We start from the raw sequence: 16,065 nt of genomic DNA, 5'->3' as shown, positions 1-16,065 counted from the left end.
TAAAATTCGATTATATTCAGTATAAAGAGAGAAGGGAAAATGAAATATTTTGGCTTGTTAGGTGTATTGGCGGTGGCATTTGGAATTGTTGCTTGCGGCGATGACGGGAGCAGCGTTTCGGCGGAGGTAACATCTAGTTCGTCGGAAGAGGTTCTGTCAAGCAGTTCTTCGCAAACGCTTTCATCTGACAATCATTCGTCAAGCAGTGAAGATCATAACAGTTCATCGTCAGACTTTTCTGCGGCGAGCAGTGCAGGCACAAGTTCCGCAACTACACCGGACACCACCAAAATCACATACTCTCTCAAACGTTTCGATGGACCGCTGGCTAACCCGCACAAGGGTTTCACGGTCCCCACCGGCGGAGCGTGGGTTTTCGTTCCTGAATTTGAATACGGACCTTACGGTTCATTGAACAACAAGGCATGGGATCTTGTCACCTACGGCTCCGGTCACCAGAGGTGGAGCAAGCTGAACCCCGCAAAGGGTGTTTACGACTGGACGGAACTCGACAAATTGCTAGAGGCATTAGCAGAACACAACATGGGCTACGCCTTGCGCGTTCTCCCGTATTCGCCTTCATATATCAAGAGCGACGACACACCCGAAGAAGAATACGACTGGACACCGCCCTTCGTCTATGAAATGGGTGCAAAGAAAATCACGGCCACCTTGCAGGGGAAAGGCTACCGTGCCTCCGTTCCCGTTTGGGACGACCCGATCTATTTACAGGCGGCAAAGGATTTTGCGAAGGCCCTGGCGCAGAAATACGATGGCGATCCGCGAATCGAATACATCGACATACGTCCCTTTGGCGAATGGGGCGAGTGGCACGCATCTCATCTAGATGGCAGCGAGATGCCCTCCGATTCGATAAAGATGGACATGCTGGATTACTACGCCTCCGTTTTCAAGAAGACGTTGCTGGTGTTGCCTTCAAGCGGCGCGGGAGACGTCTATACGCATGCGCTCGAACTCGGCATTGCCAAGCGCGACGACGGTTTTATCGGCACCCCCGGCAGGCCGGATTCGTTGGTGCGCGCCTACAAGGCCAACTTGCCAACCATCGCCGAGAACATCGCCGGATATACCACCATGCTTAATTACACTGACGTGATTCCCGGCGGTTACCTCAAATGGACTCCGCAGCGTTGGGTGGACGCGATTACCACGGCGCACCTGACTTACTACGTGCTGGACCAAGATAGCGATTGCGGTTATAACTTCTACAAAGACAACAAAACGCTCGCCGATTCCATGAGCAAGGTCATCGGCTACAATTTCACGGTGACGCAAGCGGAACTTACGACCATCGCAAGCGATGCAGACTTCACGAGCAATTTGAACATTACCATCAAGAACACCGGCGTAGCACCGTGCTTCTTTGACATCTATCTGGTGGCAGAATTCGTCGACAGCACAGGAGCTGCCATCGCGCAGTTGGGCAAGACGATTCACATACCCAAGGCAACATTCAAGGACAATTCTTCGCAAGACTTTTCGTTTAGCGGCGCAACTCCATTTGCGGCAGCATCAGGCGCAAGAATCGCCCTTTCACTCTACGAAAGTGAAGACACCTTCAAAAGCGGAAAAAATCCCACAGTGCGCTTTGACAACGACGGAATCCAAGAAAACAAGAAACTTCTTTTGAAGTAGCTTCGTAAAATTTTATAAAACATGCACTGATTACACCGCTCCCATCGGATTGCGAAAAACCACAAATTGTGCAATTTTGGTTAAAATCGCCCATTTTGCAAACAATCCGCTTTTCAGGTGTTGTTTTTACAATCAACGGCTTTTTATAAAGAAAAGTGGGTATTTGTTAGGATAGGACTATATTATACCCAAAAGGAGTGATTTATGAAGTCGATGAAGTTGCCCGCAATTGCGATTTCTGCAATTTTGGGGTTTGTTGCTTGTTCAGACGATAAAAACAACATTACGGATCCCAATAACGGGGATCTCCCTTACAGCGATCCAAGTTCCTGCAACGATGTTCCCGGTTACGACACCCCGGGTAACGACAATCCAGGTAGCAACATCCCTGACGGAACTATTCCGGGCGAAAATAATCCCGGCGGTAATGTTCCTGGCGAAACAATTCCGGGTGGCGACGTTCCCGAAGGAACTAATCCGGGCGGTAACTTGCCGGGCGACGTTTCCAGTTCTAGCACTTTGCTTCCGGGCGAAGGCGCTCCTGTCCTTAGTTCCAGCAGCGTAGGCGGCTCTACGCCGGGCGGCCAGACTCCTGGTGACGACGAGAACGACAACGAAGATTCCAGAACCCTGGACGGCTCGCAGATTCTCTTGAAGCTGGCAGGGACTTCAGCTACGGTCGAAAACAACAACGGCTGTGTCAACATTGCCGACAAGAGCGCCACCATCACTTGCCCGGGCGCCTACTATGTGACTGGCGAAGCTTCTGACTTCCAGGTGGTGGTGAACACTCCGGGTACCGAAAACGAAGGCAACACCGGCATCTACCTCTACAACGCGACTTTAAAGAGCCAGAACGCCCCGATTCTCGTGAAGAATGCCGACAAGACTGTCATTCACTTAGTCAAGGGCACCACCAACGTGGTGGAAGATGGCAACGGCAACCATTTGTTCACAACAGTCAACGGCAAGCAGGATACCGCAAAGGCCGCCATCTATGCCAAGGACGACTTGAACATCAAAGGCGCCGGCACCCTGACTGTCAACGGAAATTTCAAGAACGGCATTCAGTCCAGCAACGACCTTAAAATCAAGAACGGCAACATCACCGTGGTGGCCGCAGAAAACGCCATCAAGGGTAAGGGCAGCCTGCATATTTCGGGCGGCATTCTGAATGTGACCGCCAAGCAGGGCGACGGCCTTGAAAGCGACGAATGCGTCGAGAACAATGATGGTTCCTTCAAGGACACCGTAGCCACCAAGGGCATCGTGAAAATCACGGGTGGTAACATTACTATCAAGGCCCAGGACGATGGCATCGACGCCGCGAACTATATTCTTTTGAACGACTCTACCGAAGAAGCCAAGATCAAGGTGACCGCTACCGGCAAGGGCCTTGCAGCCGAAAAATTCATCTACGTGGACGGCAGTACCCTCGAAGTCAATTCCGATGACGACGCCTTGCATACCCATTGGCAGGTCTACATGAACGGCGGCAACGTAACCGTCAGTTCCAAAGACGACGGCATTCACGCGGATTCCGCCTTGTATCTGAAGGGTTCTACCATCAACGTGGTCACTGCCAACGAAGGTCTTGAAGCTTACAGGATTTTTGCCGAAGGCGGCATAACCTCTGTGTTCGCAACCAACGACGGCTGGAACGCTGCAGGCGGCCCCAAGGAAAACGCTGGTGGCTATTCCATGTTCAGCGAATCTAGCGGTCACGCCGTCATTAGCGGCGGCTACCACTACATTAGTGCCAAGGGCAGCATGATCGACGTGCTGGATGCTAACGGCTCTGCAAAGATGACCGGCGGCGTGCTGATTCTCGAAATCACGGGCGAAAGCTACGAGAACGGCATGGGCGGCGGTGGCATGTGGGGCGGTGGCGGCGGCTGGGGCGGCGGCATGGGTGGCGGTGGCGGCTGCTCCGAAAACATGGCCGGCGGCTTGATCGATACGGATACCGGTTTTGAAATTACGGGCGGCGTGCTGCTTGCATTCGGCAACTACTCCACAGACCTTCCCAAGTGCGCAACCGTCACTTACAACAACACCAGCTACTACGGCACAAGCAATGCGGCCTTCAAGCCCACGTACCAGGGCAACGCCATTATTTACGGCGGTTCCGTGACGTCAGTCGCCCAGGTGCAAACCAACGGCATGACGGAACTCAAGTTCCCCAATGGCGTAAGCTACATGTACAAGTAGGGCTATTTATTCAAAATATCTGACAAGAGCGTAGCTTTTCAGAGAAAATTCATCTATATTCAAAAAGAATATAAGAGGGAAGAATGAAAAGTTACGCTTTTTTAGGTGTATTGGCAGTTGCATTCGGATTGTCCGCTTGCGGTGATGACGGGAGTAGTACTTCGGCGGAGTTAACGTCCAGTTCGTCGGAAGAGGTTCTGTTAAGCAGTTCTTCGCAAAAACTTTCATCAAACAATTTTTCTTCAAGCAAAGAAACAGGGGATTCCGGCTCAGGGGCCGGAATGACAAATTCGAGTAGTTCATCTTGGATTGCCGCGAACTCTTCGAGCAGCGCAGACACAAGTTCTGCGGCAGCACCGGACACCACGAAAACCACCTATACCCTGAAGCGCTTTAACGGTCCGCTAACAAACCCGCATAAGGGTTTCACCGTCCCCACCGAAGCCGCATGGACTTTTGATCCCGGCTTTGAATACGGTCCCCACGGTTCCTTGAATAACAAGGCTTGGGACTTGGTGACTTATGGATCCGGTTACCAGCAGTGGAACAAGTTGAATCCGGCAAAAGGTGTTTACGACTGGAGTGAACTGGAAGAATTGCTGGATGCACTTTCGGAACATAACATGGGTTACGCCTTGCGCGTTTTCCCGTATTCGCCGTCTTTTATCAGGGACAATAACACGCCCGAAGAAAACTACGACTGGACTCCAAAATTCGTCTATGAAGCGGGCGCGAAAAAGATTACCGCTAGGTACAAGGAAAACAACGCAAACGCGGCCGTTCCCGTTTGGGACGATTCCGTTTACTTGTATTATACAAAGGAATTCGCCACGGCGCTTGCAGCAAAGTACGATGGAGACCCACGCATCGAATATATTGACGTGCGCTCCTTCGGCGAATGGGGCGAATGGCATGTCTCGAATCTGGACGGCAGCAAGATGCCTTCCGTAGAAATTCAAAAGGACATGCTGAAGCATTACGCCTCTGTTTTCAAGAAGAGTTTACTGGTTCTCCCCTCTGACGGCTACGGCGATGTTTACACGTACGCGCTGAGCCTCGGCATTACCAAGCGCGACGATTGCCTTATCGGAATTCCCGGAACCGCGGATTCGCTGGTGCGGGCCTACGAGGCAAACTTGCCGACAGTCGCTGAGAACTGCGGAGGTTACGCCATCATGCTAAATTACACCGACGTGATTCCCGGTGGTTACCTCAAATGGACTCCGGAACGCTGGGTGGATGCGATTACGACAGCGCACTTGACTTACTATGTGCTGGATCAGGATTTCGACGATTGCGGTTACAACTTCTACAAAGACAACAAGGTCCTCGCAGATTCCATGACCAAAGTGATCGGCTACAACTTTACCGTCGAGCGCGCGGAACTGGAGACGGTCGCAAGCGACAAAGATGCGATGAGCACTTTGACCATCACTGTCAAGAACACCGGCGTAGCCCCCTGCTTCTTTGACTTGTACTTGGTGGCAGAATTTGTGGACAGCACGGGAAGCGCTCTCAAACAATGGAATTCCTTCAAAATACCGAAGGGGACTTTCAAGGACAACACATCAAAGGACTTCGCCTTTATGCATGTATCGCCTTCCGGGGAACCCCACATCGCGACTCAGCCGGGAGTCCGCATCGCACTTTCCCTCTACGAAAGCGAAGAAGCCTTCAAAAGCAAAAAGAATCCCACCGTGCGCTTTGACAACGATGGGATTCTTGAAAACAAGAAATTGTTATTGAAAGAGTAATTAGCCGAGGTCTACATCGGGAGCAATGTGCACATCGTAGCCCGGGAAGGCTTCGCTGACTTCTTTAGTAAGAATGGAAGCACCTTCTTCGGCAACAATTTCAAAACTCATGACCACGTCAAAACGCATCGCTTTTTCCTGCAGATCCACATAAAAACCGTGGAGCTGCAATGCCCACGGGTGGGCCTTGACAATCGAAAGAACCTTGCTGCGAATTTCGGAAGCTTCATCGTGCTTGGTATTGTAGGAATACACGCTCACGCCCGTGAGGAGAACTCCCGTTTCTTTATAGACTTTGGCCTCTAGCTTGCGGGTCAGATTGTCCAATTCTTCGACGGTCATGGTATCGGGCAATTCCAGGTGAACGGAACCAATAAACTTGCTCGGGCCGTAATCGTTCAGAATCAAGTCGTAAGCGCCACGCACGGGTTCCTCGGACACGAGGACAGCCTTGATGCGCTTGACCAGATCTCCGTCGGCACGCTTGCCCAAGATGTCATCCAACGTATCCTTGAGCATTTCAATACCCGACTTGATGATGAATATGGAAATCAAAACGCCCACATAAGCTTCCAGCGAAACGCCCGTAGTCACGAATACGATGGCAGAGGCAAGCACCGATGCCGAAAGGATGGCATCAAACAATGCGTCTGCACCGGAGGCCACTAGCGCACCGGAATTCACGCGTTCGCCCTGGCGCTTCACATACTTGCCAAGCACAATCTTCACCACCACTGCAGTAGCGATGATGATAAGAGAGACTGTCGAATAGTCGGCATCTTCGGGGTGGATAATCTTCTTGACAGATTCCACTGCAGAAGTTCCGCCCGCGTATAGCACGATGGCCGCCACCGTCATGGCGCTCAGGTATTCAATACGGCCATAGCCCAGCGGATGCTTCTTGTTCGGGCGCTTATTCGAAAGCTTCGCCCCTACGATGGTAATCACCGAGGACAGAGCATCGGAAAGGTTGTTCACTGCATCAAGCGTCACAGCGATGGAACCAGTGATAAAGCCCACCGCAGCCTTGAACGCCGAAAGCACCACGTTCGTCACAATGCCCACGATACTCGTGCGCACGATGACTTTGCTACGATTTTCAATTTCGTTATCAACCATATAAACCGTCCAGAGGGGTTATTTCAAGAACAGTGAAAGTTTGGTAAAATCAAGAATCGTGATGAATACGAAGAAACTGATAAAGAAGGCCGCAGCCACATTCTGAATGACGGTCTGGGTCTTGGTAGAAAGAGGTTTGCCGCGCAGCTTTTCGATGCCCAGGAACATGAGCAGGCCACCGTCGGTGATTGCGAGCGGGAGCAGGTTCATAACGCCCAGGTTAATGCTGATGAGGGCAAGAAGCATCAGGAAATCCTGGAAGCCGCTCATCCATACGTTACCCATGACAGCTACGATAGAAACCGGGCCAGAGAAGGCATCCACCTTGACTTGGCCTTGGAACATGCGCTTAAAATAACGGAAGATGCTGGTGGTCATTTTCCAGCTGGTGGCGCAAGTTTTAGTGAAGGCTTCCACAGGGCCGCGACGAACCAGTTTCGTTTCGCGGAAAAGCACGTAACCCATCTGGATGCCCACCATGTAACGCTTGTATTCTTCGTTATAGGCAGGCGTGAGAGCCTTGGTCAGCGTATCACCATTGCGGATGACCGTAATGTTCACCGATTCACCCTTGCTGCCGTCAATGATGCGGACCACATCTTCGTAACGGGAAATGTGTTCGCCGTTGATTTCAAAAATCGTGTCGTTCTGGAGAATGCCTGCCTTTTCGGCCGCAGAACCGGCCATAGGCGGAAGGCGCACCATCACGCGGTTTTGCGGATAGATGCCAATATCGCCGATACCCATCTTGATTTCAGAACTGGTAGAATCCTGAGCGGGAATCACAAGTTCTTCGGGTACAACCGTCACGACGACAGGTTCACCGCCGCGATGAACGGTGAGGGGCACGTTTGCGCCGAGACTCACACCAATCTGTTCGCGGAAATCATCCCAGCCCTGGGTGGGTTTGCCATTAATTTCGACGATGGTATCGCCAGGTACAATGCCTGCGGCCTGAGCCGGAGAATCCTTACCCACAAAGCCAACGATAAGCTCATTGGTCGCAGGTTCCTGCACTCCCACCATATAAAGAATCATCAAAAGCACAAAGGCAAAGACAATGTTGATGAACGGGCCCGCAAAAGCAATCGCAGCGCGAGCACCCACCGACTTGCCCATAAAATCGCGTTCACCGGGAACTTCGCCTTCTTTCAGCTTATCGGGATTCTCGCCGGCCATGGCCACATAACCGCCAAAAGGAATTGCCGAAATGCAGTATTCCGTTTCGCCATGGCGATAGCGAATCAATTTTTTACCGAAACCGACGCTGAATGTATTGACCTTGACATTATTCCACTTGGCCACCAGAAAATGGCCCAGTTCATGAATGGTCACCAAAAAACTCAAGCCCAACAGGCCGAGCACAAACATCAAGACATTGCTGAGAATCGATTCCATCAGCAAAAAGATAGCAAATGGAGCCCTAACAAAAACACCCCGGCTCTTACGAGTCGGGGTTGTTTTCAGCTGAAGTATTTGATTACTTCTTCAGGAATTCATTAATTCCCGCGGCAGCGCGACGGCCCTCACCCATAGCGAGGATCACGGTTGCAGCGCCGAGCACGATGTCGCCACCGGCGTAGACCTTTTCCATAAAGGTCTTGTTGGCGGTTGCATCTTCGAGAAGGATGTGACCCTTCTTGTCCACAGAGAGTTCCGGCGTGGTGTTGCTGATAAGCGGGTTGGAACCGTTACCGATAGCAACGAGCACGGTGTCGCATTCGATTTCGAAGCTTGCACCTTCGACCTTGACCGGACGCGGACGGCCCTTTTCGTCGGGTTCGCCGAGTTCGTACTTGTCGACGAGCATGCCGCGAACGTGACCGGCTTCATCACCGAGGATCTTGGCCGGGTTCTGCAGAACGCAGAATTCGACACCTTCTTCCTGGGCGTGGAGGATTTCTTCCTTACGGGCCGGGAGTTCGTTCATGCTACGACGGTAAACGATGCGGACCTTTTCGGCACCGAGACGGAGAGCCATACGGGCAGCGTCCATAGCGACGTTACCACCACCGAGCACGACCACGTTCTTACCGGGCCACATCGGAGTATCGGCATTTTCCTTGTCATAGGCGCGCATGAGGTTAGCGCGGGTCAGGTATTCGTTAGCAGCGAACACACCGACGAGGTTTTCGCCTTCAATGTTCATGAAGAGCGGGAGACCTGCACCGGTACCGACGAACACAGCGTCAAAGCCATCCTTTTCGATGAGGTCTTTGAGCTTGCGGGTACGACCGATGACAAAATTTGTCTCAAACTTCACGCCCATGGCAGCGAGGGATTCAATTTCCTTGTCAACGATTGCCTTCGGCAGACGGAATTCAGGAATACCGTAGCGGACCACACCACCGAGCTTGTGGAAAGCTTCGAAGATGGTCACGTCGTGGCCTTCGCGGCGCACGTCAGCGGCAACAACCAGGCCGGCAGGACCGGAACCGATCACAGCCACCTTCTTGCCGGTAGCGGGCTTCACGGCCGGCACAGAGGCGCCACCGTTGTTGCGTTCATAGTCAGCGGCAAAGCGTTCGAGGCGGCCGATAGCCACAGCCTTGTTCACGTCCTTGTGAGTCTTACCGACGGTGCAGTTCATCTGGCACTGGCGTTCCTGCGGGCAAACACGGCCGCAGATAGCCGGGAGAAGGCTCGTTTCCTTAATCTTGGCGATAGCGGCCTTGAAGTCGCCCTTGGCGATTTCAGCAATGAAGGCCGGAATGTTGATGTGCACGGGGCAGCTTTCAACGCAGAACGGCTTCTTACAAGCAAGGCAGCGGTTAGCTTCAACGATAGCCTGAGCTTCGGTGTAACCCTGGGCAACTTCTTCCATCACGCGGGCGCGGTAGGAAGGTTCGAGCTGCGGCATCGGCTGAGAAGGAATAGCAAGCTTGTCCTTCATCTTGAGGGGTTCGGCAGCGCTTCTAATCTTTTCAAGTTCCACCTTGGCGGCGGCGTCCAACTGTTCGCGAGTCATATGTTCAGACATTACTTGCTCTCCTTGGCCTTTGCGTCAGCCATCTTGTCAATGTTGCACTTGTGGCCATCGTTTGCACCGAAGCGGTGCAGGGCTTCCTGTTCCTGGGGCTTGAAGGCGCCCATACGCTGGAGCATGTTGTTCCAATCGACTTCGTGACCGTCGAATTCCGGGCCATCGACGCAGACGAACTTGGTCTTGCCACCGATAGTTACGCGGCAGCCACCGCACATGCCGGTTCCGTCCACCATGATGCTGTTAAGGCTGACCACGGTCTTGACTTCGTAGGGCTTGGTAGTGAGGGCGCAGAACTTCATCATGATCGGAGGACCGATGGCGATGACCATGTCCGGCTTGCCCTTGGTGTCTTCGCAGAGTTCCTTAAGGGGTTCGGTCACGAGACCCTTGCGGCCATAAGAACCGTCGTCGGTCATGAAGATAATGTTGTCGGCGAGAGCAGTCATTTCTTCCTTCATGAGGAAGAGGCTTTCGTTACGGGCACCCATGATGATGGTGACCTTGTTGCCGGCGGCCTTGAGGGCCTGAACGATCGGGTGCATCGGGGCGATACCCACGCCACCGCACACGCAGACCACGTGGCCAAAATTCTCGATGTGGGTCGGGGAACCAAGGGGGCCCACGAGCACCGGGATATCGTCACCGACTTCGAACTTGGAAAGTTCGGTGGTGGTCTTACCAACGGTCTGGAAAATCAAAGTGATAGAGCCTTCAGTCGTGTCGGCATCAGCGATGGTGAGAGGCACGCGTTCGCCGTTGTCCTTGTTCGTCTGGAGGATGATAAACTGGCCGGCCTTACGCTCTTGAGCGATCAGCGGGGCCTCGACGCGGAATTGGAATACCGCAGGAGATAACTGTTTTTTAAAGAGAATTTTTGCCATAGTGGGTGGAAAAATAGAAAAAAGGCACCCCTAACGAGGTTACCTTTTTAATAAAATGATGTTCCAAAACGGGCTAAAACAGCCCGACTAGGCAATTAGAAGTAGATGAATCCGCCGAAGCTCACGAACACGCCTTCGCCATTGAAAATGGACTTGGTGTCGGTGAAGAAGGAATCGCCAAAGGCAAATTCGCAGGCGGCCCAATTCTTATACTGGTAACGGAATCCCATGGAGGCGTCCACCTTGTCGGAGACACTCTTCTTGATTTCCACGTTGTCGTAAGGGGTCTTGCTATCCACATAGCGGAAGGCTTCCCAGGTGTAGCTGGCTTCGCCAAAGAGCATCAGGGATTCGGTCAAAAGGACCTCGCCCAAGATATTGGGAGTCAAGCTCAGTCCAACAGTCTTCAAAGATACTTCCTTGAGCTTGCCAGAAGTCGTATCGCGCATATCTGCCTTGTCATAAATGGTGATGGGCAATGCGGAATTCACGCCCATATAGACGTTGGCATAGCTTGCACGGAGTACCGGGACACCATAGCTAAACACCGGAACAATGGAAATGCTAGAAGCCAAGGAGTCGCCAATCAGCGTTTCTCCAACTTCCATTTCGTCTTCGTGGCGGTTAAAGGCTACACCGGCAGACCAGAAATGCTTCTGGGCAGAGGGGCCATCCGACACAATCAAGGATGCATCCAGGTCGCGGTAACGCTGTTCAATTTCGGGTCCATTCTTAGGCTCCGTGCTGGTTTCATTAGCGAAGGTGGTCCAGTCACCAGCCAAGGTCACCGAGTAGCCACCAAGCGTTGCAGAAAGGGTAAGTCCCCAATCATCGCCTTCGATAGTTTCCTTGACTTCGGCACTCTTGGTATCGGTCTTAATTTGTCCCAAACCAATGCGGGCGGCAACGGCAAACACCGGCGTTGCATAACCGAGGGTTGCACGGCCCAGTTGACCGGAAATATCCATTGCACCGAAGAAGCCTCCCAGCGAAACAACGCCCATCTCACCCGAAGGTTCGACGTAGAAGAACTTGTTGAAGGCCATTTTGGTCAGGCTCTTGTTCAGCAAGCCGTTTACGTTATCGGCAGCGGCTTCGTTTTCGACACGGTTGTAGGCATTGCCATGCAACACGGTAAAGGGAGTCTTGGGCGGACCCATACGAACGGCACCTTCCGGGGCGGGAGCCGCATTTTCGGGAGCAGGTGCAACAGCAACTTCAGCGGGAGCAGCAGGGGCAACAGCTGCGGCAGGAGCTTCGGCGGTTGCCTCAGGAGCCTGGGCGACAGGTTCCGCAGTCTGGGGTTGTTCTGCAGGCGCAGCTACCTCGGCAGGCTTAGCCTCATCAGCCTTGGCTGCCTCCTGGGCAGGCTGGGCAGCTTCAGCAGCAGGAGCCGCAGAAGCTTTCTCAACGGGCTGAACTTCGGCAGCGGGCTGTGCTGTAGCCGTTTCGGCAGCATTAGCAGGGGCCGCTGCGGGTTGTTCCTGGGCCATAGCAAAAGCCACGGACACTAGAGTCATTGCAATAGTTTTCTTCAGATTCATATCTTCCTCACTGAATACTTTCTTTTGCAATTATAACCTAAAAACTTGCCAAAAGCAAGTATTTTTTTACAAAAGCGATTTTTTTAGCGCAACATATCACAGATTTCAGGGCCAATTACCCCGTTCTGGATAGTCGTTACTAACAAACGTTGTTCAATTTCGCTAGGCGGATCCTGCACGCCCACGAATGGCTTAGCCTCTCCGGTCCAATCCTGCAGCAGACGTTCCCCCAGGGCCGCATGCAAGGCAAGACTTGTATCGATATACTTGAGATGGGTGGGTTCATCCAGCACAAAATTCAAGGGAGATTTTTCGTTCAGCACCCTTGTCTTGGGAACATGTTCGCCAAATTCATCTTCCACGCCCATATTGGCCACAACAGCCTTGGTATTCGCAAGAATTGCCGATACGGCAGACAAGGTAAGCGCATTCTTGAGACCGGTCGCCGTCACCACGAAATCAGCATGGGTAACCACATCTGCAACCATGTCATCATCTAGGTAATCCTCGATGCGAACATCGTTGTTCAACAACACGCTGCTAAAATTCGAATTAGAATTGCCGTTACGGGTATTGGTAATCGTGCAGACCTTCATACCACGGCGCACACCATGCAAGGCAATGCCACAGCCCACCTTGCCACTTCCGAAAACCACCAGCGATTTACCTTCAAAGTCTCCATAGCCCAAGGATTCCAGCCCACGGAAATAGCCGTCACCCGTTCCAAGCACCGTTTCAATGCGCTTGACAATTCCGCTATCGGCCACATACACCGGGTGTTCCGACTTTTCAAAGAACTGCACTCCGCTGCGGGTGAGTTCCACGAAGCCCTTTCTGGGGTGGCAAAAGGCAAACTGACCGGCACAATCCAGAATCAAGTCGAAGTCATCGGCGACTTTACCGCTCTTGATATCTTCATCGGTAATGACGGGAATGCCTTTTTCTTTCAGCAAGTCAATGATTTTCTGGTCGCAGGGCATGACCGCCCCCGAAGTTCCGACGGAATGGCCCACATACAGATTGGCGCCGCCCGCCAAAAGCGCTCGGTATTCCACCAAGGTATTCCTAAAAATCGGTGTTGCCACAAGGACTTTACAGCCCCAAAACGGGCGCATCTGCAACCACTGATCCGAAAGCAGGGCCAGTGCCGGATATTCCCTCGGTTCGTAGGATTCTTTGATGATTTCGGAAAAAATCATGGCGCCGAATTTAGAAAAAAAATTTCGGATAATGTGACCTAGTCACAGATAAGCGGACTCACATTAGGTAAAATATAGGTGTAAACAAGAATAAAAACAAAGAGAGGTAAAAATGTCCGAATTGAACATCACCAAGAGCAACTTTGAAACAGAAGTCATGAATTCCGACAAGCCCGTCCTGATCGACTTTTGGGCACCCTGGTGCGGGCCCTGCCGCATGCTTTCGCCCACCATCTCCGAAATCGCCGAAGAACATGGTGACAAGGTGAAGGTCTGCAAGGTGAACGTCGACGAACAGGGAGAACTGGCATCTTTCTTTGGCGTCATGAGCATCCCTACGCTCGTCGTCATCAAGGATGGCAAGATTGTCAATTCCGCAGTCGGGGTTCGCCCGAAAGACCAGATCGTAAGCATGATCAGCTAAACGATTAACGAACTAAACCTTTCTCCTTGAGGCGATGCACCTTTTTTGTATATTACAAGGAAGGTGCATCTTTTATGAGCTTAGGTCCATTCAGTCACTTCCTTCCGAATCTGCCCTTTTGGCAGAATCTTTCGCCCGAAGAAAAGGCGATGGTTTCGGACCGTTGCGTCACAAAGCGCTTCGGCAAGAATCAGATGATTCACAACAGCAAGACCTCTTGCCTCGGGATTATCTTTATCTTGAGCGGAGGGATTCGCGTGGGACTCATCTCTGACGAAGGCCGAGAAATCACCCTGTACCGCGCCAAGGCTAACGAGTTTTGCGTATCGACGGCATCTTGTGTGATTCACCAGCTGACTTTCGAAACCTTGGTCACCGCCGAAGAGGATACCACCGTACTGGTGATTCCGGCATCTTTGTGCGCGAAGCTGATGGATTCCAACATCCATGTGCGAGCATTCATCTTTGAAAAAGAGACCGAGCGTTATTCGCAGACCATTTGGGCCATTCAGCTCATGCTGTTCAAACGGTTCGACCAGCGTCTGGCCTCTTACCTGATTTCGGCTTTTGAAAGCACCGGCAAAGACGAAATCAAGAAAACGCAAGAAGAAATCGCCCGCGACGTGAATTCTGCCCGCGAGGTGGTGGCCCGTATGCTCCAAGAATTCGCCGCCAAGGGCCTTGTCGAAATCAAGCGGGGCCGAATCTTGCTCCGCGACATCGACGGACTGAAGAAAATTCTGTAAAAATATTCTAAATTTGTGCCCGTCCGGCGCAGGTTGCGCCGCATTAACTAACCGGAGGCTTAAAATGGCACTTCAATTCTATAACACTGCATCGCGTAAGAAAGAGATTTTCACACTTCCTGAAGGCGTTCCCGCCGTGCGCATGTACTGTTGTGGCCCGACGGTGTACCATTTCGCCCACATTGGCAACCTCCGCACCTACATTTTTGAAGACTTCCTGGTCCGTACACTGAACTACTACGGCTACAAGGTCAACCACATCGTGAACATAACCGACGTGGGCCACTTGACCAGCGACGCCGACTCCGGCGACGACAAAATGGAAAAGGGCGCCGCCCGCGAAGGCAAGTCCGTGTGGGATATCGCTAAATTCTACACCGACGCCTTCATGGCCGACTGGCACCGCCTCAACATCCAGGAACCGACCCGCTGGACCCCTGCCACGCAGCACATCCAGGAACAGATTGACTTGGTGAAGACGCTCGAAGAAAAGGGCTACACCTACCGCACTTCTGACGGCATCTACTTCGACAGCCTCAAGTTCCCGCGCTACGCCGACTTTGCACGCCTCGACGTGGAAAACCTGCGCAAGGGTAGCCGCATCGACATGGGCGAAAAGCACAACGCCACCGACTTTGCTCTGTGGAAGTTCAGCCCGAAGGACAAGAAGCGCGCCATGGAATGGGATAGCCCCTGGGGCGTCGGCTTCCCCGGCTGGCACATCGAATGCTCCGCCATGGCCATGAAGTATAACGGTCCGACCCTCGACATCCACTGCGGCGGCACGGACCACATCCGCGTGCACCACACGAACGAAATCGCCCAGAGCGAATGCGCCAACGGCGTTCCGTTCGCACGTTTCTGGATGCATGGTGAATTCCTCCGCACCGCAAGCGAAGAAAAGCTGGAAGACGGCACCACCGAACAGAAGTTCGGCAAGATGAGCAAGTCCAGCGGCGAATTCCTGACGGTTTCTCTCCTGATGGACCGCGGCTTCAACCCGCTCGACTACCGCTTCTTCGCCATCGGCAGCCACTACCGCAACTACCTGAACTTCACGTGGGAAGCCCTGGAAGGCGCCAAGGAAGGCCTCAAGAGTTTGCACAAGAAGACGGACCCGCTGATCGGCAAGGCTACCGCGATTACTAGCGAAGCTGCCAAGGCATTCCAGAACGAATTCAAGGACGCCATCGGCGACGACCTGAACATGCCTCGCGCGCTGGGCATCATGAACACGATGCTCAAAAGCGATATTGACGACGGCGAAAAGGCCGCCCTGGTTGCTGACTTCGACAAGATCTTCGGCCTCAAGCTGAATGAACCCCGCGAAGAATACGCCAAGAAGGGTGCCAACGACGGCGTTGACGTTGCCAAGATCGAAGCCTTGATTGCCGCCCGTAAGGAAGCCCGTGCCAACAAGAACTGGGCCGAAAGTGACCGCATCCGCGACGAACTCGCCGCCATGAACGTGGTCATCAAGGATTCCAAGGAAGGCACGACCTGGGAAATCAAAGGATAAATAGAGATTCCGGGTCAAGCCCGGAA

12 protein-coding genes are annotated in these 16,065 nt (G+C 52.7%); 6 read left to right on the top strand and 6 right to left on the bottom strand.

Translation table 11 applies throughout. The annotated features are described in order from the left end of the window. Positions 1-39 precede the first annotated feature (39 nt). From ACJMNB_RS00870 to ACJMNB_RS00860, 3 genes are all read left to right on the top strand, one after another. A complete protein-coding gene (locus ACJMNB_RS00870; RefSeq protein WP_405337954.1) occupies positions 40-1,656 on the top strand; it encodes a DUF4832 domain-containing protein in 1,617 nt (538 codons plus the stop codon). 204 nt (positions 1,657-1,860) lie between these two features. Further along, positions 1,861-3,867 (top strand): carbohydrate-binding domain-containing protein, encoded by a 2,007-nt coding sequence (locus tag ACJMNB_RS00865; RefSeq protein WP_405337951.1) that lies wholly within the window; start codon positions 1,861-1,863, stop codon positions 3,865-3,867. 281 nt (positions 3,868-4,148) lie between these two features. Continuing rightward, positions 4,149-5,621 carry a hypothetical protein gene (locus ACJMNB_RS00860; RefSeq protein ID WP_405337948.1) on the top strand — a complete coding sequence of 491 codons (1,473 nt, stop codon included), beginning with the start codon at positions 4,149-4,151 and terminating at the stop codon, positions 5,619-5,621. Here the strand turns inward: ACJMNB_RS00860 and ACJMNB_RS00855 are convergent, their stop codons facing one another. From ACJMNB_RS00855 to ACJMNB_RS00830, 6 genes are all read right to left on the bottom strand, one after another. Continuing rightward, positions 5,622-6,740: a cation diffusion facilitator family transporter gene (locus ACJMNB_RS00855; RefSeq protein WP_405337945.1), complete on the bottom strand. Its 1,119-nt coding sequence runs from the start codon at positions 6,738-6,740 to the stop codon at positions 5,622-5,624. 18 nt (positions 6,741-6,758) lie between these two features. Beyond that, positions 6,759-8,138 carry an RIP metalloprotease RseP gene (gene rseP / locus ACJMNB_RS00850; RefSeq protein WP_405337942.1) on the bottom strand — a complete coding sequence of 460 codons (1,380 nt, stop codon included), beginning with the start codon at positions 8,136-8,138 and terminating at the stop codon, positions 6,759-6,761. A gap of 82 nt (positions 8,139-8,220) precedes the next feature. Continuing rightward, positions 8,221-9,720 (bottom strand): NADPH-dependent glutamate synthase, encoded by a 1,500-nt coding sequence (gene gltA, locus ACJMNB_RS00845; protein ID WP_405337939.1) that lies wholly within the window; start codon positions 9,718-9,720, stop codon positions 8,221-8,223. After that, complete coding sequence (locus ACJMNB_RS00840) at positions 9,720-10,607, bottom strand: sulfide/dihydroorotate dehydrogenase-like FAD/NAD-binding protein (RefSeq protein WP_290951045.1); 888 nt, start codon at positions 10,605-10,607, stop codon at positions 9,720-9,722. Before ACJMNB_RS00840 ends, gltA begins: the two co-directional genes overlap by 1 nt. A 95-nt stretch (positions 10,608-10,702) precedes the next feature. Beyond that, positions 10,703-12,151 (bottom strand): hypothetical protein, encoded by a 1,449-nt coding sequence (locus ACJMNB_RS00835; protein WP_405337934.1) that lies wholly within the window; start codon positions 12,149-12,151, stop codon positions 10,703-10,705. 83 nt (positions 12,152-12,234) lie between these two features. Further along, the gene (locus tag ACJMNB_RS00830; RefSeq protein WP_405337931.1) at positions 12,235-13,350 is read right to left on the bottom strand and encodes an adenosylhomocysteinase; all 1,116 of its coding nucleotides are present in this window, start codon (positions 13,348-13,350) and stop codon (positions 12,235-12,237) included. Between the two features lie 112 nt (positions 13,351-13,462). On the opposite strand from ACJMNB_RS00830, the gene trxA reads away from it, so the two are divergent. From trxA to cysS, 3 genes are all read left to right on the top strand, one after another. Continuing rightward, positions 13,463-13,774, top strand: a complete 312-nt coding sequence (gene trxA, locus ACJMNB_RS00825) for a thioredoxin (protein ID WP_405337928.1) — start codon at positions 13,463-13,465, stop codon at positions 13,772-13,774. A gap of 74 nt (positions 13,775-13,848) precedes the next feature. Continuing rightward, positions 13,849-14,520 carry a Crp/Fnr family transcriptional regulator gene (locus tag ACJMNB_RS00820; protein WP_405337925.1) on the top strand — a complete coding sequence of 224 codons (672 nt, stop codon included), beginning with the start codon at positions 13,849-13,851 and terminating at the stop codon, positions 14,518-14,520. 64 nt (positions 14,521-14,584) lie between these two features. Then, positions 14,585-16,039, top strand: a complete 1,455-nt coding sequence (gene cysS / locus ACJMNB_RS00815; RefSeq protein ID WP_405337922.1) for a cysteine--tRNA ligase — start codon at positions 14,585-14,587, stop codon at positions 16,037-16,039. Positions 16,040-16,065 lie beyond the last annotated feature (26 nt).

Source organism: Fibrobacter sp. (assembly GCF_045131395.1).
In the GTDB taxonomy this organism is placed as follows: Bacteria; Fibrobacterota; Fibrobacteria; order Fibrobacterales; family Fibrobacteraceae; genus Fibrobacter.
The sequence above is the reverse complement of the archived record's forward strand: the minus strand, read 5'-3'. Positions and strand labels throughout refer to the sequence as shown.